The organism is Phenylobacterium sp. J367, assembly GCF_024699985.1.
Taxonomy (GTDB): Bacteria; Pseudomonadota; Alphaproteobacteria; order Caulobacterales; family Caulobacteraceae; genus Phenylobacterium.
The window spans coordinates 2,079,535-2,097,091 of the sequence record NZ_JAJONA010000001.1; the positions used below are offsets into that span (position 1 = coordinate 2,079,535).

A 17,557-nucleotide genomic window follows, 5' to 3' on the forward strand; every position below is an offset into this window, starting at 1 on the left:
CGCCGGCGCCCGACTTATCTGTGTTCAGTCGCATACGGTGCGCTTGACCTACCGTCCGTCAACCCGGGCGGAGTGGCCGAAACATCAGGAGGAATGACCCATGCCCGCGCCGACGTTCGAGACCATCCAGTACGCCGTGGACGACGGCGTCGCGACCGTCACCCTGAACCGGCCGGAGAAGCTCAACGCCTTCAATACCCAGATGATGAAGGACCTGATCGCGGTCTTCGACGAGACCGACGCCGACGACGCCGTCCGCGCGGTGATCGTCACCGGGGCCGGCCGGGCGTTCTGCGCCGGGGCCGACCTTTCCGGCGGCGCCCAGACCTTCGACTACGAGGCGCAGGGCGGCCGGGCGCTTGCCGAGCGTCAGCGGGACGGGGTCCAGCGCGACGGCGGCGGCCTGTTGACGCTGCGCATCTTCGACAGCCTCAAGCCGGTGATCTCGGCGTGCAACGGGCCGGCGGTGGGCGTCGGCGTCACCATGCAGCTCGCCATGGATATCCGGCTCGCGTCGACGGACGCCCGCTACGGCCTGGTGTTCGCCCGCCGGGGTCTGAACCCGGAGGCGGCGTCCTCCTACTTCCTGCCGAAGCTGGTGGGCGTCCAGACGGCGCTGGAGTGGTGCTACACCGGCCGCATCTTCCCGGCCGCCGAGGCGCACGAGAAGGGGCTGGTCCGCTCGGTGCACGCGCCCGACGACCTGCTGCCGGCTGCCCGCGCCATCGCCCGCGAGATCGCCGACAACACCGCCCCGGTGTCCGTCGCCATCACCCGCCAGCTCATCTGGCGCATGGCCGGCGCCTCCCACCCGATGGAGGCGCACATGGCCGACAGCCGCGGCATCCAGCTCCGCGGACGCTCGGGCGACGCCCGCGAGGGGGTGAGCTCGTTCCTGGAGAAGCGTCCACCCAACTATCCGGACAAGGTGTCGTCGGACCTGCCCGACATCTGGCCCCACTGGCAGGCGCCTACGTTCCGCTAGTCCGGGTTCCGCAGTTCCCCTTAGCGGCCCGCGGCAGTCCCCGCGGGCCGATACTGTTGTGCGGTGCAACACATCTTGGTGTGAGACGGAATTCCAGGGGGCGTGACTGATTCGCGACCCCTTGGGAAAGGCAGGTAGACCGTCCCGATCTTACTCTTCGGTCCCCTGGGAAAACGCTTGAAAAACGCGTTTTTTCTCAATTCCGAGCCGTGTTCGCCCAAATTGAGTTCTTCTCACTTGCTTGTCTTGGGAGCGAGTTCCATATAGGCACCTCCGCTACTGATCTTATGGATCGCTTCGGCGCCGTTCATCGGCGCGCTTCTACGGAACGACAAGAATGGACGAGAAGTCGGAAGTCATCGAGATGACGGCGGATATCGTTTCCGCCTACGTGGGCAACAACACCGTGGCCGCCGCCGACCTGCCGGCGCTGATCCAGAGCGTTCACCGCGCCCTGGCGGGCGTTTCCTCCGGTCAGGAGACGGCCGAGGTCGCGCCGAAGGAACCCGCGGTCCCGGTGCGCCGGTCGATCACGCCGGATTACCTCGTCTGCCTCGAGGATGGCCGCAAGTTCAAGTCGCTGAAGCGGCACCTGCGGACCAAGTACAACATGAGCCCCGAGGAGTACCGGGCGAAGTGGAACCTGCCAAAGGACTATCCGATGGTGGCTCCGAACTACGCCAAGGCCCGCTCGGACCTCGCCAAGCAGATGGGTCTCGGCCAGGGCGGCCGCCAGGGCGCCCCGCAAGAAGCGCTGAGATCCGCAGCCGGCGTCCGCCGGAACAACAGCCTCTTAAGTTAAGGAATGCCCGCCGGTCTCGGCGGGCGTTCTGCTTTTCAGTCACCCCACGCGCGAAATCTGTTGTCGCGCCATGATTTTGACTTGCCGCCGATTCGCGCATCAGGCGATAAGTGATTCGTTGTGATTCCAACGGGTTGTTAAGGAATCTGAACATGGCGGCGCAGATCGGAGCCCCCGCAGCGGCGGCTCGCGCCCATGAGGAGATGATCCGCTACTGGGCCCAGCTTCGGCGGGGCGCCGGCCTGCCGGGCCGTGGCGACATCCATCCCTCGGGCTTCAAGCGCCTGCTGCCCACCGTCAGCCTGCTGGACGTGGTCCGCGGCGACGGCGGCGGCCTCGACTACCGCATCCGGCTGGCCGGCACCGACCTCTACGGGGTCTATGGCCGCGAGATCACCGGCCGCACCATCTCCGAGGTCTATGCGTCGAGCGCCGCCGAGTACTGGCGCGGTGAACTCGGCCGGGTGGTCGCCGAGCGCCGGCCGGCCGTGGGCGTCCACAACCTCGCCTGGAAGGGCGCCTCCCACCTGTCGATCCTGTGGCTGCGCCTGCCCCTGGCCTCCAACGGGTCCGACGTGGACATGATCCTCGGCTACGACGCCGTGGTCGGCATGAGCCAGCTCTATAGCGGCATCCGCGCCGCCTGATCCCACTCGTTAAACCGAACGGTTGACTATCCGCTTTTGCCGGCCTAATCCTCAACTTGATGGTTGAATTAGAGCCCGCCCGCCTCGACGCCGTGTTCCACGCCCTCGGCGACGCCACGCGCCGCCGGATGCTGCTCAGCCTCGCCGAAGGCGAGCGCAGCGTGGGCGAGCTGGCGGCCCCGCACCGCATGTCGCTGGCGGCGGCGTCGAAGCACATCAAGGCCCTGGAGCGCGCCGGCCTCGTCCGCCGCGAGGTCCGCGGGCGCACCCACCTCTGCCGTCTGGAAGCCCGGCCGCTGGCCGGCGCCCACGACTGGCTGAAGCCCTACGAGCGGTTCTGGAACGGCCGGCTCGACGTCCTCGAAGGCCTGCTGAGGGCCGAGGACGAAGCCCAGAAAGGGAGTGACGGATGAACGACTTCGGCATGTCGCCGGGCCCCGGCGTGGTCCGCTTCGAGCGGCTGCTGCCCGGCCCGATCGAACGGGTCTGGGCGTATCTCACCGAGAGCGAGAAGCGCGGCCGCTGGTTCGCCGTAGGCGAGATGGACCTGAGGGAAGGCGGCCACGCCGACATCAACTTCCGCCACGCCCAGCTCTCGGACGTGCCTGACCCGCCCCCGAGAAGCACCGGGAGATGAACGAGACCGGCTTCAACTCGACCGGCACGATCCTCAAGGTCGACCCGCCGCGCCTGCTGAGCTTCGCCTGGCATGAGGAGGAGGGGCCGCCGTCCGTGGTCACCTTCGAGCTGGAGCCGCGCGGGACCGAGGTGCTGCTCACCCTGACCCACAGCGAACTGCGCGACCGCGCCATGATGGTCGACGTCTCGGGCGGCTGGCACAGCCATCTCGCCCAGCTCGTGGACGAGCTCGCCGGCCGGCCCCGCGGCCCGTTCTGGGGCCGCCATGCCGAGCTGGAAGGCGTCTACGAAAAGCGGCTGCCGGCCTAAGCGGCCTTGGCCAGTTCCGCGTCGCGGCGGATGCGGGCGACCATGGAGGCGAGCCCGTTCGACCGCTGCGACGATAGGGCGCCGGTCAGGCCGAGGGCGTCGAAGGCCGCCTTGGTGTCGAAGTCGAGGATCTCGCCCGGCGCGCGTCCCGAGAACAGCCGCAGCAGGATGGCGATCAGGCCGCGCACGATGTGGGCGTCGCTGTCGCCGCGGAAGGCGAGCGTCCCGTCGGGCTGGGGTTCGGTGACAAGCCAGACCTGGCTCGCGCAGCCACGCACCTTGTTGGCCTCCGACCGCTCCGCGTCGGTCAGGGGGCGAGCTCCCGCCCGAGGTCGATCACATAGCGGTAGCGCTCCTCCCAGTCGCCCAGGACGTCGAACTCGTCGGAAAGGTCGCGGAAGTCCTGGTCGATGCTCGGCATGGCTGGCGGCACTTAAGGGGCGGCGGGCCTCGCTGCAACAGCCGGGCTCGGGGCGCCGGCGTTCGGCGATCGGGGTTGGTGGGGGCCGCCTTCCCGCTATAGTGGCGACCGTGACCGCCCAGACCCTCAACGCCCAGATCAGCGTCTCGCGCGCCGGCTCCATCCCCGACCGCATCGCCGGCTGGCAGCGCCGCCGCATGTTCGAGCGCTTCCTGCACGAGATGGACCCCGGCCCGGAGGACACCCTGCTCGACGTCGGCGCCACCAGCGACCAGACGCTGGAGCATTCGAACTATGCGGTCGCCTGGTATCCGCACAAATCGAAGATCACCACGGTCGGCATCGACGACGCCTCGTTCCTCGAGACCCGCTATCCGGGCGTGACCTTCCGCAAGGCCGATGGCCGCGCCCTGCCGTTCGCGGACGGAAGCTTCGACTTCGTCCATTCCAGCGCGGTGCTGGAGCACGTGGGCGCCCGCGCCGACCAGGCGCGGTTCATCGCCGAGCTGTGGCGCGTCGCCCGCAAGGGCGTGTTCCTGACCACGCCGAACCGCTGGTTCCCGATCGAATTCCACTCGGTCCTGCCGCTTGTCCACTGGCTGCCGCGCCCGGCCTTCTGGCGGGTGCTGAACGCCACCGGCCGCGGCGAGCTGGCCGACGAGGCGGTGCTGAACCTGCTGGGCGGCGAAGACCTGAGGAAGGTCGCCCAGGCGTCCGGCGCCGCGGGCAAGGTCGCCTCGGTCTCCCTGCTCGGCTGGCCCTCGAACCTTCTGCTGATCGCCCGCAAGGCCGCCTAGAGCGGTTTCGCCGCTCGAGCGCACTCTACACTTTTGAATCTGGAGCACGATTCAGCGGTCAGGCGACGCCACCTGGCCCCGTCGTGCTCTAGCCGCCGGTGTCGGCCGCCGCGTCCAGGGCCGCAACATAGGCGTCGGCCCGGGTCCCGCCCGTCCGGCGGTCGCTCTCCTGCAGCAGGCGGAGCACCACGTCGAACGAGCGGTAGCAGTCGTGCAGGATGTTCGCGAGGCGCAGGATCTGACCGTCGTCGAGGCCGCTCAGGTCGACGATGTCGCGGATGTAGATGACGTCGCCCCAGAAGAGCTGGCTGTGCCCATCCCGCTTGTGGTTGCCGATGCGGAGCGGGGAGAGGTCCCGCGTTGTGAGGGCGTCGAACCGGTGCAGCATGAAGCCGTTGGCCCGCATCACCGCGTCGATGTCGCCGTACAGCGGCTGGTCGATGTACATCTGCATGAAGCAGACCTCGGTGTGCACGACCAGCGCGTCGCGCAGGCGCTCGCGGGCGTTCTCGAACACCATGACCTCGCCGCCCTGGATGTCGATCTTCAGATAGTCCATGCCCTCGATTTCGGGCAGGTCGTCCAGGCGGACCGTGTCCAGCTCGACGCGCTCCACGACCGTCGCCCAGAAGGCGAAGTTGTTGAACAGCGACAGCACCGGGACGCTCGGCTCCAGGAGCGAGGTCATCCCGGAGTTCAGGCAGATCTTCAGCTCGTGGCGGCCGCCGTCGGCCACGGCGTAGGGCAGGTAGGTCTCGTACGGCCCCTTCGCGTCCTCCAGAGCCTGCCGCGCCTCGGGGTTGGGCTCGAAGCCGATCAGGTCCGCCCGGCCGGTGGCCATCAGCGACGCGTAGGGCGGCGGATCGCCGATGGGATTGGCGCCGACGTCCACGATGCGGATCCGGTCGGGCAGGTCGACGATCTCGTGCAGGGGCGGGCGCAGGGAGTCCGCGTCGCGGCGGATCGGGAGGCTGGCCATGGGGTCCCTGCGGTTGCGCCGAGCGCCCCAGGCGAGGGGGCCGCCCGACCGTTGTGTCGTGATTCCCGCGCCCGCCCACGGGACGTATCGCCCCATGGCGGCCAGTCCTCAGCCCAGGCCGTGCGCGTCCGCCTTGCTGACCCCGTCGCGCTCGATGCGCAGCAGCGGATTGCGCCGCGGTTCGCCCACCTTGCTCAGCCGGTTGCGGTCGATGTGGTGGAAGGGCTCGTCGCGGCCGCGGACCTGCAGGACCGTGTCGGAGACGTAGCTCCAGGTCCCGTCCGGCTGGAAGGTCACCTCGAGGGTGAAGCTGTCGGTGCGGAACGCCCACTCCAGGAAGTCCGTGGAACAGATGCCGTAGGTCGGGTCGCCGCGCTTCGCCCGGACGGTGATCCGGCTGTCGTCGGGCCCCGCCAGGCCGCCGGCCAGCACCGTCTGGCCGCGGGGGGATCGACAGCGTCTGCATGACGAGGCCGGTCTCGGGCTCCCAGAGCCAGTAGCCCACCTGGTCGTGGAAGGTGGTCTCCTCGTCCGTCGAGACGATGTGGATGTGGTAGCGCAGGCCGTAGAGGATCTGCGGCCCGTTCGGCTGCGGGTCGATCGGATGCATCTCGATACGCTCGAGGTATTCCCGACGCTCCGGCCCGTCGGCCTTAGGGTTCACGTCGACGCCCTTGCGGCCCTCCCAGACCCCCGCCAGCCGCCGGAGCGGGCCGAGATTGGCCAGGCCGTCGGGGTCGACGTCCTCCGGCTCCGTGAAGATATCGTCCGGAAAGTCGTGCATCTCGCCCCCTCGGTCGCGGCTCCGCGCTCCTGGGTAGCGGTTGGACGGGCCGACGCAAGCGTCCAGCGGGCCGGCCGGACGAAGTCGGCCGTCCTGGTCAGCCGGCCGGCAGTCGGACCCGCGCGGAAAGTCCCTGGCCGGGGGCAGAGACCAGGGTCAGCTTGCCGCCCATGGCCTGGCAGTTGAGGTCGCAGATGGCGAGGCCGAGGCCCGCCCCGTGGCCGCGGCGGGTGAGCGCGTTCTCGCCCTGCTCGAAGGGCTTCACGAGCCTCGGCAGGTCGGCCGGGTCGACGCCCTCGCCGTCGTCCTCGATGACCACTTCCACGAAAGCCCCATGGCGCTCGACGCGCACGCGCACCTCGCCGCCATCCGGCGAGAAGGCCACGGCGTTCTGCAGGAGGTTGCCGACCACGGTGCGCAGCGCCTTCGGGTCGGCGTGGATCAGGATCTGCTCGGCGCTCTGGTCGACGTTCAGCCGGATGTCGCGCCCCTTGAGATCCTCGGCGAGCGCGCCGGTCACGTCGTCGAGCGCGGCTTCCAGCGGCTCGGCGCGGGCGTTCATTTCGCCGGATCCGCTCTCCAGCCGGGCGATCTCCAGCACCTGGTTGACCAGTTTCAGCAGGCGCGAGCCGCTGCCGCGGATGATCTCGGCGTATTCGCGGTAGTGGGGATCGCCCAGCGGCCCGTAGAGCCCGAAGCCAGGATGTCCGAGAAGCCGAGGATCGAGTTCAGCGGGGTGCGCAGCTCATGGCTGACCATCCGCAGGAACGACCGCTTCTGATCCTCGAACGCCTGATCGCGCCGCGCCTGCTGCGCGCTGGGCGCGCGAGCGTTCGCGGGGACCGCCGTCTGGGCCGCCATGGATGCCGGTTTTGGCATTTTTCGCCTTCGTTGGACCTTCTGTCCGACCTGAAACGCGAGTGTCGCCTGCCGCACTTACGAATTGGTTGCAGTGGCGGTTGTTTCTCGCCTTTTCGTGGAGCCGTCGCGTCGCAGGCGAGCGGTCTTACGTGGACTCGCCCAGGCCGCTAAGCTGTCCGGACCGCACCCCGGGATGGAATCGCAACTGAGAGCATGCCGTACCGGCGATACAACTCCCGAAGGAAGCCGCGCCGCCTCGGCGGCTTCGCGCTCGCCTGGCACCTCGCTTGGGCCGGCGCGGTGCTTGCCGCGGCCGGGATCCTCGTGGGCCTGGGCCGCCTCGCGCCCGGAACGGAACTGGCCGCGCTCGCCGTCGGCGCGGTGCCGGCGCTGGTGGGCGCGGGCCTTGCCCTGCTGGACGCCCGCCCCGCCCGGGTGATCGCCATCCTCGTCTGGACCCTCGCCGGCGCGGTCGCCTGCCAGATGACCGGCGGCACGCTCGGCCCGCTCGCCGCCTGGTGCCTGGCGCCGCTGGCCGCCGCCGCCGCCTTCCGTCGCTCCGAGCTGCTGTCCCTGGGCGCGGCCGGCGCGGTCGCCGCCGCCGCCCTGGCTTCCGTGGGCACGCTGCTCATGCCGCTGCCGAGCCCGTCTCCGGCGCTCGCCCCCTGGTTCAGCCTGCTGTCGCTCTCGACGGTGGCCATCGGCCTGGGCGCTGGCCTCGTCTCGCTGCAGGGCCATGCCCGCTTCGAGGGCCGTCGGCGCGACGCGGCCGAGCAGGCGCTGCGGGAGGTGCTCGACAACCAGCCCCAGCTCCTGATGAGCGTCTATCCCGGCGGCCGCATCCTGGAGGCCTTCGGCCAGGCGCCCGGCGAGGCGAGCGCGCACGGGCTCTTCGGCCGCAACCTCTCCGAACTCGTCTCGCCCGACGACCGCCTCGCCGTCGAGGAGGCCCTGCAGCGCGCCGTGCAGGACGGCTCGGCCGAGGCGGCGTTCATTCCGGCCCACGATCCCGACGGCTGGTGCGTGCTGTCGCTGCGGCGGATGAGCGACATCCGCCTGGTGGGCGCGGTCCGCGACGCCCGGGCGCAGAAGGCCCGGGAGACCGAGCTCGACCAGGCCCGCGCGTCGGCCGAGAGCCAGAACGCGGGCAAGTCCCGCTTCCTCGCCAACATGAGCCACGAGCTGCGCACCCCGCTCAACGCGATCATGGGCTTCTCCGACATCATGCGGCAGCGGCTCTTCGGGCCGATGTCCGACCGCTATGTGGAATACGCCGAGCTGGTCCACGAGAGCGGCGCGCACCTGCTGGAGCTGATCAACGACATCCTCGACATGTCGAAGATCGAGGCCGAGCGGTTCGAGCTGGCCCGCGAGACCTTCGACGCCCGCGACGCCATCTCGGCGGTGCTGCGGCTGATGCGCGGCCAGGCCGACCGGGCCGGGGTGACCCTGCGCGGCGTCCTGCCGACCGAGCCGCTCGACGCGGACGCCGACCGCCGGGCGCTCAAGCAGATCGCGCTGAACCTGGTGTCCAACGCGCTGAAGTTCACGCCCCAGACCGGCACGGTCACCGTCACGGTGCAGGGGGCGGGAGACGTGCTGGAGATCGTCGTCGCCGACACCGGCGTGGGGATCGCCGTCCAGGACCTCGAGCGCCTGGGGCGGCCCTTCGAGCAGGCCGGAGACGCCGGTCAGAAGGCCAATGGCGCGGGGCTCGGCCTGTCGCTGGTGCGGGCTTTCGCGCGTCTGCACGGCGGCGACATGGCCATCGAGAGCGCGTTGGGCGAAGGGACCACGGTCACCGTCCGGATGCCTGTCCTCAGGCCGGCCGCCCTCAGCGCCCCCGCGCCGACCGCGGCTCCTGCAGCGCCACCCGCGCCGGCGCCGCCGGTTTCGGCGAACCGGCCGTAAGGAAGGCGCGGCCAGCGGCGAAGTCTCCGACCTCGACGTAGGCCCGGCGCGTCCCGCCCGCGAACAGAAACTCCACCACCACGGCCTCGCGCGGGTCGAGGCTGGACAGCCGGCCGATGGCGCCCGCCGGGAAGCGGAACGCCCAGCCCGACTTCATGTCGTCGGCGAGCAGCTCGGGGTTCGCCTGGGTCCGCGTCTGGGCCATGTAGCCGGTCTGCGCACTCGCCGGCGGCACGCGCCGGGTGAGCGGCAGGGCCGAGGTCGGGCCGCCGTAGTAGCGGTCGAGGTAGGGGCCCCACGTGCGGATCGTGTCGCGGGTGACGAGCCTCGCGCCATAGGGCTCGGCTCCGTCGGCGAAGCGGGCCACGGCCATCAGCGTCCCGGCGTCCTCCGAACCGATCAGGCCGAAGGTCATGCGGTCGCGGCCGAAGCGGGCTTCCTGGGCGAGGCGCCAGCGCACCTTGTAGGAGGGGATGCGATCGGCCTTCCAGGCGGCGAAGTCGCCGGGATAGGTCATCCGCGCCAGCCGGGTGTAGCCGTCGAAGGCGTTGCGCACCCGCTCGGCGGTGACGGTCATGTCCGGTGAGCGGCAGGCCACGCGCGCCACGCGGCCGCGGGCGTCGCGCTCGGCGGCCTTGAGCTTGTCGGCGGACACACCGGCGCGCAGGGCCGTGCCGCGCGCCTGGGCGGCGCCGGCGGCGAGCGCCTGCGACACCTCGGGCGCGAATAGCCCACAGCGGCCGTCGGCCGCCATCATGGCCGTACGCTCGACAAACAGGTCGATGGCCTGGCCATGCGCCAGACCCGGCGCAGCCACCATCGCTGCGCCCAACAACCCCATCCACCGAGACGCCGGCCGCGCATTTTTGCGCGTGTCCGTCATTCGCGTCTTTTCGTTGTTCTCTCGTCAGCCTTTACGGCCGTTGACCCTGGTTTAGGGGGTGCAGCTTGCGGTTGGGTTGAGGAACGTCCTTAAGCGATACGGTAAACGGGATGACAGGGTCCCGGCGGTGCGGCAGGGTCCGCCGCCATGCTGCTTTCCACCGACATCTGGGTCGGCGCCCTGATCCGCCGCGCCGAGATCGGCGGCGCCTTCGCTGTCGTCGTCCGCAAGGGCGACGCCCGTGCGGGCGCTGTCCTGGTGAAGGTGCTGAACCGGTCCGACGGCACCGCTCGGCTGTACGCCGAGGCCACCCGCATGGACGGCGAGCGCGTCTGGATGCAGCCCCAGCTCACCGATCAGGAACCGGACCTCGACCGCTACGTCGAGCGCGCCGCCCGCATCGACCCGGACATCTGGGTCGTCGAGATCGAGGACCGCGACGGCCGCCACTTCCTCACCGAACCCGTGGAACGGGCCTGAGGCCCGGCGGTTAGCCCGCCGATGCCCAGGCTCTCCGACCTCGCCGTCCCGCCCGGCTTCCAGACCATGGAGGCGAAGCTCGTCGACGCCATCCCCGATGAACCTGGTTGGCGGTTCGAACCCAAATGGGACGGCTTCCGCTGCCTGGCCTTCCGGGCCGGCGGCGAGGTCGGGCTCCAGGCCAAGTCGGGCAAGCCGCTGGCCCGCTACTTCCCGGACGTGGTCGACATGCTGAGGGCGCTGCCGGTCGACCGGTTTGTCGTCGACGGGGAGCTGGTGATCGAGGTGGCGGGCGAACTGGCCTTCGACGCCCTGCAGATGCGCCTGCACCCGGCCGAGAGCCGGGTCCGCAAGCTCGCCGCCGAGACGCCCGCGGCGCTCGTTCTCTTCGACTGCCTCCTCGATCCCAAGGGCCGGAGCCTGGTGGACGCGTCCTTCGCCCGGCGCCGCGCGGCGCTGGAGGCGCTGTTCGAGCGGTTCGGTCCGCAGGACCGCCTGCGCCTCTCGCCCGGCACAACCGATCCGGAGGAGGCCCGGTGCTGGCTGGCCCGGTCCGGCGGCGGGCTCGACGGCGTCGTCGCCAAGCGCCTCGACGGCCCCTACGTCCCCGGCGAGCGGGCGATGCTGAAGATCAAGAAGATGCGCACCGTCGACTGCGTGGTCGGCGGCTTCCGCTATGCCCAGGTCACAAGGGGTCAGGGCTCGAAGCTCGTGGGCTCCCCTGCTGCTCGGGCTCTACGACAGGGCCGGCCGGCTGAACCACGTGGGCTTCACCTCGACGATCACCAACGCCGAGCGTGCGGAGCTGACCAAGCGGCTGGAGGCGCTCGCCCCTGGCGAGGGGTTCACCGGCGACGCGCCCGGCGGGCCCAGTCGCTGGTCGACCGAGCGCTCGGCCGAATGGGTCCCGCTGCGCCACGAACTGGTGGTGGAGGTCCGCTACGACCACGCGACCGGCGGCCGCTTCCGGCACGGCGCGAAGCTGCTGCGCTGGCGCCCCGACAAGGCGCCTGGGCAATGCACCTGCGACCAGCTCGAGACCGGGGGCGAGGCGGCGCTGGCCGCGCTCGGCGCCTAGGCCGGCTGCAACGCCGCCAGCCGGGCGGTGACCACGTCCTTGCGGCTGCGCAGCTCCAGCAGGCGGCGCATGTCGGGCGCGCGGCCTTTCAGCTCGCGGCGGATCTCGGCGATCAGCGCCCGGCGCTTGGATTGCAGGCGATAGATCAGGATGTGCGGCATCGTCCGGCCCCTCGGCAAGTTGGAGGGGTGCGCCCGACACCGGCAGCCGTCATTGGGGGGAGGCGACGGACCCACTCAGCATCAGGCACACCCGATGCGGTCCGACATCACGATCGCTGGGAGACGATCGCCAGAGGGGCCCGGCCCGCGAGGTTCAAGCTGGTGTCCGGCTGTGGCGCTTTCAAGGCCGATCCGGTTACGTTCGGGAAATATCCCGAGGAGCCGCCATGCCCGCCGCCATCACCCCCTTCCTGATGTTCGAGGGCCGCTGCGAGGAGGCGGTGAACTTCTACGTCTCGATCTTCGAGGATTCCGCGATCACCCGCCTCGACCGCCACGGCGACGATGCGCCGAAGCCGGGCCAGGTGCTCCAGGCCTGGTTCCGCCTGGGCGGGCGGGAGTTCCGCGCCTTCGACAGCCCGGTCGCCCACGCCTTCACCTTCACGCCGGCCCTGTCGATCTTCGTGGACTGCCGCGACGAGGCCGAACTCGAGCGGCTCTACGGCGAGCTGCTTGAGGGCGGCGGCGCGCTCATGCCGCTTGGCGACTATGGATTCTCGAGGCGCTTCGGCTGGGTCAACGACCGCTTCGGCGTGTCCTGGCAACTCAATCTGCCGCACGCCTGAGCCAAGGGCGCGTTTGCGGAAACGCCTGCGAACCGCTACCTGCGCCCGCCATGAGCACCTCCCCCGCCGCCGAGGCCGCGCGCCGCCGCACCTTCGCGATCATCTCGCACCCCGACGCCGGCAAGACGACCCTGACCGAGAACCTGCTGCTGGCCGGCGGCGCGATCCGGGCGGCGGGCGCCGTCCGCGCCCGGGGCGAGAACCGGCGCACCCGGTCGGACTGGATGAAGATCGAGCGCGAGCGCGGCATCTCCGTCTCGGCCTCGGTGATGACGTTCGACCACGCGGGCAGGATGTTCAACCTGCTGGACACGCCGGGCCACGAGGACTTCTCGGAGGATACCTACCGCACGCTCACCGCCGCCGACGCCGCCGTCATGGTGCTGGACGCCGCCAAGGGCATCGAGCCTCAGACCCTGAAGCTGTTCGAGGTCTGCCGCCTGCGCGACATCCCGATCGTCACCTTCATCAACAAGATGGACCGCGAGGCCCAGGACCCCTTCGCCCTGCTGGACGAGATCGGCTCCAAGCTGGCCCTCGACCCGGCGCCCCTCTACTGGCCGGCCGGCTCCGGCGGGCGCTTCAAGGGGATGCTGGACCTCGCCCGCCAGCGCTTCATCCCCTTCGCCAAGAAGGGCTCGGACGGGACCGATGAGGGCCATCCCGAGCCGGTGGCGCTCGGCGGCAATTCGCTCGCCGCCTTCCTCGACGAGGCCGAGCAGGCCGAGGTGGAGGAGGGCGCCATGCTGGTGCAGGAGGCGTCGAAGCCGTTCGACCGCCAGGCCTTCCTGGAAGGCCACATGACGCCGGTCTTCTTCGGCTCGGCGCTCCGCCACTTCGGCGTCGACCAGCTCCTCGAGGGGCTTGGCGAGTACGCCCCGCCGCCCAAGGGCGTGCCGGCCACCCGGGGCGGCGAGCCCACGGAGGTCCAGCCCGGCGACAAGGAAGTCACGGGCTTCATCTTCAAGGTCCAGGCGAACATGGACCCCAACCACCGCGACCGGATCGCGTTCCTGCGGCTGGCGTCCGGCAAGTTCAGCCGCGGCATGAAGCTGAAGGTCCAGAACACCGGCAAGCAGATCTCGGTGAACGCCCCGGTGATGTTCTTCGCCTCGGACCGGGAACTGGCCGAGGAGGCCTACGCCGGTGACGTCATCGGCATCCCGAACCACGGCGTGCTGCGGGTCGGCGACAGCCTGTCGGAGAGCGGCGCGCTCCGCTTCGCCGGCCTGCCCAACTTCGCGCCCGAGATCCTCCAGCGTGTGCGGGTCAAGGACCCCCTCAAGGCCAAGCACCTCGCCAAGGCGCTCACCGGCCTCGCCGAGGAGGGCGTCACCCAGCTCTTCCGTCCCGACGTCGGGGCCGACTTCATCGTCGGCGCCGTCGGCCAGCTGCAGTTCGAGGTCATGGCCGACCGCCTGGCCAACGAGTACCAGCTCGAGGTGATCTTCGAGCCCAGCCCCTATGCCGAGGCCCGCTGGCTGGTGGCGGAGCGTGCCGACCTCGAGGACTTCGCGAACAAGCACAAGATGCAGATGTCCGCCGACATCGACGGCCAGCCCGTCTTCCTGGCCAAGTCTGCGTGGGAAATCGGCTATGTGGCCGAGCGCTACCCCAAGGTGCGCTTCGAGCGTTCGAAGGAACGCGCCTGACAAATGCTGCATGGGTGACTCGCGCGCCGTCTGGTGCGTTGATCACCGGATGGCGGACGCTCTTGCGATGGAATGGCCGGCCGGCGGCGGCGACATGGGCGCGCGTGTCCGGGCGTTCGACTGGACCGCGACGCCGCTCGGACCGCTCGCCGGCTGGCCCCAGCCGCTGCGGCTCGCGGTCGACCTCGTGCTCGCCATGCGCCAGCCGGCCAGCGTCTGCTGGGGGGCGGACGCCATCCTGATCCACAACGACGAGTACCGGGCGATTCTCGGGATCAAGCATCCGCACTCCCTCGGCCTGCCGTTGACCGAGGTCTGGCCCGAGTTGCGTCACGTGCTCGCGCCGCAGATCGCCGCCACCCTGACCGGCGAGCCGCAGCTCTGGCGGGAGACGCCGTTCGAGCTGGCCCGCTCGGCCGGGCGGCTGGAGACCGGCTGGTTCACCGCCACCTGGACGCCCATTCCCGTCGCCCCGGGCGACATCGGCGGGTTCCTGATGGTCGCCCTGGAAACCACCGAGCGCCACCGGGCGGAACAGGCCCAGGCCCTGCTGCTGAGCGAGCTGCAGCATCGCGTGCGCAATATCCTCGCCGCCGTCCGCTCGGTCGTCCGCCGCACCGCCGCCGGCGCCGTCGGCGCCGACGAACTTCGCGACATGCTGGAGGGCCGGTTGAATGCGCTCAGCCGCACCCAGGCCATGCTCACCCGCGCCACGGGCGCAGGCGTCGACCTCGAGATGCTCGTCCGCGAGGAACTGCTCGCCCAGACGGCCGACGAAGGGCGCATCACCGTCGAGGGCCCGGAGATCGTGCTGGCCCCCGGGTCGGCGGAGGTCGTCACCCTGGCGATCCACGAGTTGGCCGCGAACGCCACCACCCACGGCGCCATCGGCCAGAATGGAGCCATCGCGGTCACCTGGCGCCTGGAGAGCCGGCCCGACGGCCCAGACTGGCTGCGCCTCGAGTGGGTGGAAACCGGCGTGCGCGTGATCGCGCCCCTCCGTCGCCGCGGTTTCGGGACCGAGGTGATTGAGGATCGGCTGCCCCAGGACCTGGGCGGCGAGGGCCGGCTCTCGCTCCGCCCTGGCGGCGTCCGCTGCGAGATCGGCTTTCCCCTCGTCGTGGGCGAAAGCGTTCTCCCGCCCGCAGGTCCCGAAGGCGCCCTCTAGCTCCCATTTCTGCACGTGCGAACGTCCCGGCCAGGTGCAGATGGGGGTTGACAGTTCGAAGATTCCCGCAATATAGAACTGATATCAGCGCGGCTTGCTGAAGGAGAACCCCATGAAGCGCCTGCACCTGCACGTGAGCGTGCCCGATCTCGCCCAGTCCATCCTGTTCTACGAGACCCCTGTTCGGCGCGGCGCCGAATGTGGTGAAGGACGACTACGCCAAGTGGATGCTGGACGATCCGCGGGTGAACTTCGCGATCTCGAAGCAGCCGGCCCGGGCGCTGGGCGTGGACCACGTCGGCATCCAGGTCGACACCGGGGGCGAACTGGCGGAGCTCTCCAGCCGGCTGAAGGCGGCCGGCGCCGAGACCTTCGACGAGGCGGCCACCACCTGCTGCTACGCCCAGTCCGACAAGAGCTGGGTGGCCGACCCGGCCGGCGTGCGCTGGGAGACCTTCTACACCTTCGGCGAGGCCACGACCTACGGCGAGGACCAGGCCATGGCGAAGCTGGAAGCCACCGCCGCCGCCGGGGCCGCCTGCTGTGGACCGGCGCCCGCGCCCGAGCCGAAGCCCCAGGCGAGCGCCTGCTGCGGCGCGCCGGCTGCGGCTTGACGCGCCCGGCCGGCGGCTGTCATCCCCAGGTCGCACATTTCGAATAGCGACGAACTATGGAAACGACATCTGCCGTCACGGCCCTTTCCGCCCTGGCCCACGAAGGCCGGCTGGGTATCTTCCGGCTCCTCGTCCGCGCGGGGCCGGAAGGCCTCCCCGCGGGCGAGATCGCCCGAACCACAGGCGTGCTGCCGAACACCCTGTCGAGCAACCTCAACATCCTGAGCGCGTCCGGCCTCGTGGCCTCGCGGCGGGAGGGGCGCTCGATCATCTACACCGCCACCTACGAGCAGATGCGCGACCTGCTGACCTTCCTGATGGAGGACTGCTGCGCCGGGAACGCCACGATCTGCGCGCCGCTGGCGGTCATCGCCGGCCAGTCGTGCGCCGCCGAAGGCCGGAGCTGCTGAGATGGACCGGCCCTACCACGTGCTCTTCCTCTGCACCGGCAACTCGGCCCGATCGATCATCGCCGAGGCCCTGATGAACCGGATGGGGGAGGGGCGATTCCGCGCCTTCTCGGCCGGCTCGTTCCCCAAGGGCGCGATCAACCCGGGCGCGGTCCCCATCGTCGAGCGGCTGGGCTATGCGGCCTCCGACTTCCGCTCGAAGTCCTGGGACGAGTTCGCCGCCGCAGGCGCCCCGCATCTCGATTTCGTGTTCACCGTCTGCGACGACGCGGCCGGCGAGATCTGCCCGGTGTGGCCCGGCCATCCCGTCACCGCCCATTGGGGCATCCCGGACCCGGCCGCCGTCCAGGGTCATCCGGCCGAGGTGGCCGCCGCCTTCGGCGAGGCCACCCGCCAGCTCCGCAACCGCATCACCGCCTTCGTGAACCTGCCGCTCGCCTCGCTCGACCGCATGACGCTCGACGCCCGGCTCCGGGAGATCGGCTCCGGCGCGCACGACGCCGGCCCGGCATGAGCGGGGTCGACCTCGGCCGCCGGCTGGCCGCCGAGGCGCTGGGAACGGCCCTGCTGCTCGCCGTCGTGGTCGGTTCCGGGGTGATGGGGGAGCAGCTGGCCGGCGGCAATGCGGCCATCGCCCTGCTCGGCAACACGCTCGCCACCGGCGCGGGCCTCTATGTCCTCATCACCATCTTCGGCCCGATCTCCGGCGCCCATTTCAACCCGGCGGTGACGCTGGTCTTCGCGCTCCGGCGGGAGATCGCGCCGGGGCCGGCGCTGGCCTATGTGGCGGTGCAGGTCGCGGCGGCGATCCTCGGCGTCCTCCTGGCGCACGCCATGTTCGATCTGCCGCTGTGGCAGGTCTCGACACAGTCCCGCGAGGGCCCGGCTCAGGGCCTGTCGGAGGCCGTCGCCGCCTTCGGCCTGATCGCCACCATCCTCGGCGCGTCGCGCTTCCGGCCTGAGGCGACGCCCGCCGCGGTCGGGCTCTACATCACGGCGGGCTACTGGTTCACCGCCTCCACCTGCTTCGCCAACCCCGCCGTGACCGTGGCGCGGAGCCTGACGGACACCTTCGCGGGCATCGCGCCCGCCTCCGCCCCCGGGTTCATCGCCGGGCAGATCGCCGGCGCGCTGGCGGCGGCGGCCGTCATGGGCTGGCTGCTCCGCGGCCGCTGAGCCGGGCAGGGAATGCGGGCTCCCGCCGGTCGACCCCAATATCTTGAGATTGCAGACGCCTGATCCGGCCGCTCCGCCGGGACAAGACACGATCAGGCCTGCGCGGAACACATCAACAACCCACGCCTTTACTTGTGGATGGCAGGACTTCGTTAACCATACTTCGGACGTTAA

At 70.5% G+C, this 17,557-nt stretch carries 23 protein-coding genes and 3 pseudogenes; 18 read left to right on the plus strand and 8 right to left on the minus strand.

The features are described from left to right. The first annotated feature begins 100 nt into the window (after positions 1–100). The 6 genes from LRS04_RS11180 (at position 101) to LRS04_RS11205 (ending at position 3,382) form a co-directional block, all read left to right on the plus strand. The gene (locus LRS04_RS11180) at positions 101–985 is read left to right on the plus strand and encodes a crotonase/enoyl-CoA hydratase family protein (RefSeq protein ID WP_257816436.1); all 885 of its coding nucleotides are present in this window, start codon (positions 101–103) and stop codon (positions 983–985) included. Positions 986–1,322: 337 nt separating this feature from the next. After that, positions 1,323–1,787, plus strand: coding sequence for a MucR family transcriptional regulator (locus LRS04_RS11185; protein ID WP_257816437.1), 465 nt, complete (start codon positions 1,323–1,325; stop codon positions 1,785–1,787). Between the two features lie 152 nt (positions 1,788–1,939). Then, entirely contained in the window at positions 1,940–2,434 is a 495-nt protein-coding gene (locus LRS04_RS11190) for a PAS domain-containing protein (RefSeq protein WP_308238121.1), read from the plus strand. Positions 2,435–2,493: 59 nt separating this feature from the next. Continuing rightward, the gene (locus LRS04_RS11195) at positions 2,494–2,847 is read left to right on the plus strand and encodes a helix-turn-helix transcriptional regulator (RefSeq protein WP_257816438.1); all 354 of its coding nucleotides are present in this window, start codon (positions 2,494–2,496) and stop codon (positions 2,845–2,847) included. After that, on the plus strand, positions 2,844–3,071 hold the full coding sequence (locus LRS04_RS11200; protein WP_257816439.1) for an SRPBCC domain-containing protein: 228 nt from the start codon (positions 2,844–2,846) through the stop codon (positions 3,069–3,071). The genes LRS04_RS11195 and LRS04_RS11200 overlap by 4 nt, the downstream gene beginning before the upstream one ends. Continuing rightward, complete coding sequence (locus LRS04_RS11205; protein ID WP_257816440.1) at positions 3,068–3,382, plus strand: SRPBCC domain-containing protein; 315 nt, start codon at positions 3,068–3,070, stop codon at positions 3,380–3,382. The genes LRS04_RS11200 and LRS04_RS11205 overlap by 4 nt, the downstream gene beginning before the upstream one ends. Here the strand turns inward: LRS04_RS11205 and LRS04_RS11210 are convergent. Continuing rightward, a pseudogene (locus tag LRS04_RS11210) lies at positions 3,379–3,803 on the minus strand (SufE family protein). The gene LRS04_RS11205 and the pseudogene LRS04_RS11210 sit on opposite strands and share 4 nt — an antisense overlap. A 110-nt stretch (positions 3,804–3,913) precedes the next feature. On the opposite strand from LRS04_RS11210, the gene LRS04_RS11215 reads away from it, so the two are divergent. Then, positions 3,914–4,600, plus strand: a complete 687-nt coding sequence (locus LRS04_RS11215; RefSeq protein ID WP_257816441.1) for a class I SAM-dependent methyltransferase — start codon at positions 3,914–3,916, stop codon at positions 4,598–4,600. A gap of 88 nt (positions 4,601–4,688) precedes the next feature. Here the strand turns inward: LRS04_RS11215 and LRS04_RS11220 are convergent, their stop codons facing one another. The 5 genes and pseudogenes from LRS04_RS11220 to LRS04_RS11240 form a co-directional block, all read right to left on the minus strand. Next, a complete protein-coding gene (locus tag LRS04_RS11220) occupies positions 4,689–5,579 on the minus strand; it encodes an FkbM family methyltransferase (RefSeq protein WP_257816442.1) in 891 nt (296 codons plus the stop codon). A 108-nt stretch (positions 5,580–5,687) separates the two neighbouring features. After that, complete coding sequence (locus LRS04_RS11225) at positions 5,688–6,011, minus strand: hypothetical protein (protein WP_257816443.1); 324 nt, start codon at positions 6,009–6,011, stop codon at positions 5,688–5,690. Between the two features lie 73 nt (positions 6,012–6,084). Further along, positions 6,085–6,363: pseudogene (locus tag LRS04_RS11230) on the minus strand (heme-binding beta-barrel domain-containing protein); the annotation flags it as partial. 97 nt (positions 6,364–6,460) lie between these two features. Continuing rightward, positions 6,461–6,964, minus strand: a complete 504-nt coding sequence (locus tag LRS04_RS11235) for a HAMP domain-containing sensor histidine kinase (protein WP_257816444.1) — start codon at positions 6,962–6,964, stop codon at positions 6,461–6,463. A gap of 14 nt (positions 6,965–6,978) precedes the next feature. Beyond that, positions 6,979–7,242: a histidine kinase dimerization/phospho-acceptor domain-containing protein gene (locus LRS04_RS11240; protein WP_257816445.1), complete on the minus strand. Its 264-nt coding sequence runs from the start codon at positions 7,240–7,242 to the stop codon at positions 6,979–6,981. A 195-nt stretch (positions 7,243–7,437) separates the two neighbouring features. Here LRS04_RS11240 and LRS04_RS11245 point away from each other — a divergent pair, with 195 nt between their 5' ends. Further along, the gene (locus LRS04_RS11245; protein WP_257816446.1) at positions 7,438–9,135 is read left to right on the plus strand and encodes a HAMP domain-containing sensor histidine kinase; all 1,698 of its coding nucleotides are present in this window, start codon (positions 7,438–7,440) and stop codon (positions 9,133–9,135) included. On the opposite strand, the gene LRS04_RS11250 is transcribed toward LRS04_RS11245, so the two are convergent. Continuing rightward, positions 9,059–9,976, minus strand: a complete 918-nt coding sequence (locus LRS04_RS11250) for a hypothetical protein (RefSeq protein WP_257819081.1) — start codon at positions 9,974–9,976, stop codon at positions 9,059–9,061. The genes LRS04_RS11245 and LRS04_RS11250 overlap by 77 nt on opposite strands. Positions 9,977–10,165: 189 nt before the next feature. Between LRS04_RS11250 and LRS04_RS11255 the strand changes: the two genes are divergently transcribed. From LRS04_RS11255 to LRS04_RS11260, 3 genes and pseudogenes are all read left to right on the plus strand, one after another. After that, complete coding sequence (locus LRS04_RS11255) at positions 10,166–10,498, plus strand: DUF1491 family protein (protein WP_257816447.1); 333 nt, start codon at positions 10,166–10,168, stop codon at positions 10,496–10,498. 66 nt (positions 10,499–10,564) lie between these two features. Continuing rightward, positions 10,565–11,074 (plus strand): annotated as a pseudogene (locus LRS04_RS27875) (ATP-dependent DNA ligase); the annotation flags it as partial. A 100-nt stretch (positions 11,075–11,174) separates the two neighbouring features. Beyond that, positions 11,175–11,576 (plus strand): hypothetical protein, encoded by a 402-nt coding sequence (locus LRS04_RS11260; RefSeq protein ID WP_257816448.1) that lies wholly within the window; start codon positions 11,175–11,177, stop codon positions 11,574–11,576. Here the strand turns inward: LRS04_RS11260 and LRS04_RS11265 are convergent. Further along, entirely contained in the window at positions 11,573–11,737 is a 165-nt protein-coding gene (locus LRS04_RS11265) for a hypothetical protein (protein ID WP_257816449.1), read from the minus strand. The two genes, LRS04_RS11260 and LRS04_RS11265, sit on opposite strands and share 4 nt — an antisense overlap. 227 nt (positions 11,738–11,964) lie before the next feature. Between LRS04_RS11265 and LRS04_RS11270 the strand changes: the two genes are divergently transcribed. The 7 genes from LRS04_RS11270 (at position 11,965) to LRS04_RS11300 (ending at position 17,383) form a co-directional block, all read left to right on the plus strand. After that, positions 11,965–12,363, plus strand: coding sequence for a VOC family protein (locus LRS04_RS11270; RefSeq protein WP_257816451.1), 399 nt, complete (start codon positions 11,965–11,967; stop codon positions 12,361–12,363). A 50-nt stretch (positions 12,364–12,413) separates the two neighbouring features. Beyond that, the gene (locus tag LRS04_RS11275; protein ID WP_257816452.1) at positions 12,414–14,015 is read left to right on the plus strand and encodes a peptide chain release factor 3; all 1,602 of its coding nucleotides are present in this window, start codon (positions 12,414–12,416) and stop codon (positions 14,013–14,015) included. A 49-nt stretch (positions 14,016–14,064) separates the two neighbouring features. Next, positions 14,065–15,183 (plus strand): sensor histidine kinase, encoded by a 1,119-nt coding sequence (locus LRS04_RS11280; protein WP_257816453.1) that lies wholly within the window; start codon positions 14,065–14,067, stop codon positions 15,181–15,183. Positions 15,184–15,386: 203 nt separating this feature from the next. Then, on the plus strand, positions 15,387–15,797 hold the full coding sequence (locus tag LRS04_RS11285) for a glyoxalase/bleomycin resistance/dioxygenase family protein (protein WP_257816454.1): 411 nt from the start codon (positions 15,387–15,389) through the stop codon (positions 15,795–15,797). A gap of 56 nt (positions 15,798–15,853) precedes the next feature. Continuing rightward, positions 15,854–16,207, plus strand: a complete 354-nt coding sequence (locus LRS04_RS11290; protein WP_257816455.1) for a helix-turn-helix transcriptional regulator — start codon at positions 15,854–15,856, stop codon at positions 16,205–16,207. A gap of 1 nt (position 16,208) precedes the next feature. Continuing rightward, a complete protein-coding gene (locus LRS04_RS11295) occupies positions 16,209–16,721 on the plus strand; it encodes an arsenate reductase ArsC (protein WP_257816456.1) in 513 nt (170 codons plus the stop codon). Further along, complete coding sequence (locus LRS04_RS11300) at positions 16,718–17,383, plus strand: MIP/aquaporin family protein (protein WP_257816457.1); 666 nt, start codon at positions 16,718–16,720, stop codon at positions 17,381–17,383. The genes LRS04_RS11295 and LRS04_RS11300 overlap by 4 nt, the downstream gene beginning before the upstream one ends. Positions 17,384–17,557 lie beyond the last annotated feature (174 nt).

Excerpts from the sequence above, each read along its gene's own strand:
- LRS04_RS11180 (WP_257816436.1), top strand. The coding sequence starts at position 101 with ATGCCCGCGCCGACGTTCGAGACCATCCAGTACGCCGTGGACGACGGC.
- LRS04_RS11185 (WP_257816437.1), top strand. The coding sequence starts at position 1,323 with ATGGACGAGAAGTCGGAAGTCATCGAGATGACGGCGGATATCGTTTCC.
- LRS04_RS11190 (WP_308238121.1), top strand. The coding sequence starts at position 1,940 with ATGGCGGCGCAGATCGGAGCCCCCGCAGCGGCGGCTCGCGCCCATGAG.
- LRS04_RS11195 (WP_257816438.1), top strand. The coding sequence starts at position 2,494 with ATGGTTGAATTAGAGCCCGCCCGCCTCGACGCCGTGTTCCACGCCCTC.
- LRS04_RS11200 (WP_257816439.1), top strand. The coding sequence starts at position 2,844 with ATGAACGACTTCGGCATGTCGCCGGGCCCCGGCGTGGTCCGCTTCGAG.
- LRS04_RS11205 (WP_257816440.1), top strand. The coding sequence starts at position 3,068 with ATGAACGAGACCGGCTTCAACTCGACCGGCACGATCCTCAAGGTCGAC.
- LRS04_RS11220 (WP_257816442.1), bottom strand. The coding sequence starts at position 5,579 with ATGGCCAGCCTCCCGATCCGCCGCGACGCGGACTCCCTGCGCCCGCCC.
- LRS04_RS11240 (WP_257816445.1), bottom strand. The coding sequence starts at position 7,242 with ATGCCAAAACCGGCATCCATGGCGGCCCAGACGGCGGTCCCCGCGAAC.
- LRS04_RS11245 (WP_257816446.1), top strand. The coding sequence starts at position 7,438 with ATGCCGTACCGGCGATACAACTCCCGAAGGAAGCCGCGCCGCCTCGGC.
- LRS04_RS11250 (WP_257819081.1), bottom strand. The coding sequence starts at position 9,976 with ATGGGGTTGTTGGGCGCAGCGATGGTGGCTGCGCCGGGTCTGGCGCAT.
- LRS04_RS11255 (WP_257816447.1), top strand. The coding sequence starts at position 10,166 with ATGCTGCTTTCCACCGACATCTGGGTCGGCGCCCTGATCCGCCGCGCC.
- LRS04_RS11260 (WP_257816448.1), top strand. The coding sequence starts at position 11,175 with ATGCCCAGGTCACAAGGGGTCAGGGCTCGAAGCTCGTGGGCTCCCCTG.
- LRS04_RS11265 (WP_257816449.1), bottom strand. The coding sequence starts at position 11,737 with ATGCCGCACATCCTGATCTATCGCCTGCAATCCAAGCGCCGGGCGCTG.
- LRS04_RS11270 (WP_257816451.1), top strand. The coding sequence starts at position 11,965 with ATGCCCGCCGCCATCACCCCCTTCCTGATGTTCGAGGGCCGCTGCGAG.
- LRS04_RS11275 (WP_257816452.1), top strand. The coding sequence starts at position 12,414 with ATGAGCACCTCCCCCGCCGCCGAGGCCGCGCGCCGCCGCACCTTCGCG.
- LRS04_RS11280 (WP_257816453.1), top strand. The coding sequence starts at position 14,065 with ATGGCGGACGCTCTTGCGATGGAATGGCCGGCCGGCGGCGGCGACATG.
- LRS04_RS11290 (WP_257816455.1), top strand. The coding sequence starts at position 15,854 with ATGGAAACGACATCTGCCGTCACGGCCCTTTCCGCCCTGGCCCACGAA.
- LRS04_RS11295 (WP_257816456.1), top strand. The coding sequence starts at position 16,209 with ATGGACCGGCCCTACCACGTGCTCTTCCTCTGCACCGGCAACTCGGCC.
- LRS04_RS11300 (WP_257816457.1), top strand. The coding sequence starts at position 16,718 with ATGAGCGGGGTCGACCTCGGCCGCCGGCTGGCCGCCGAGGCGCTGGGA.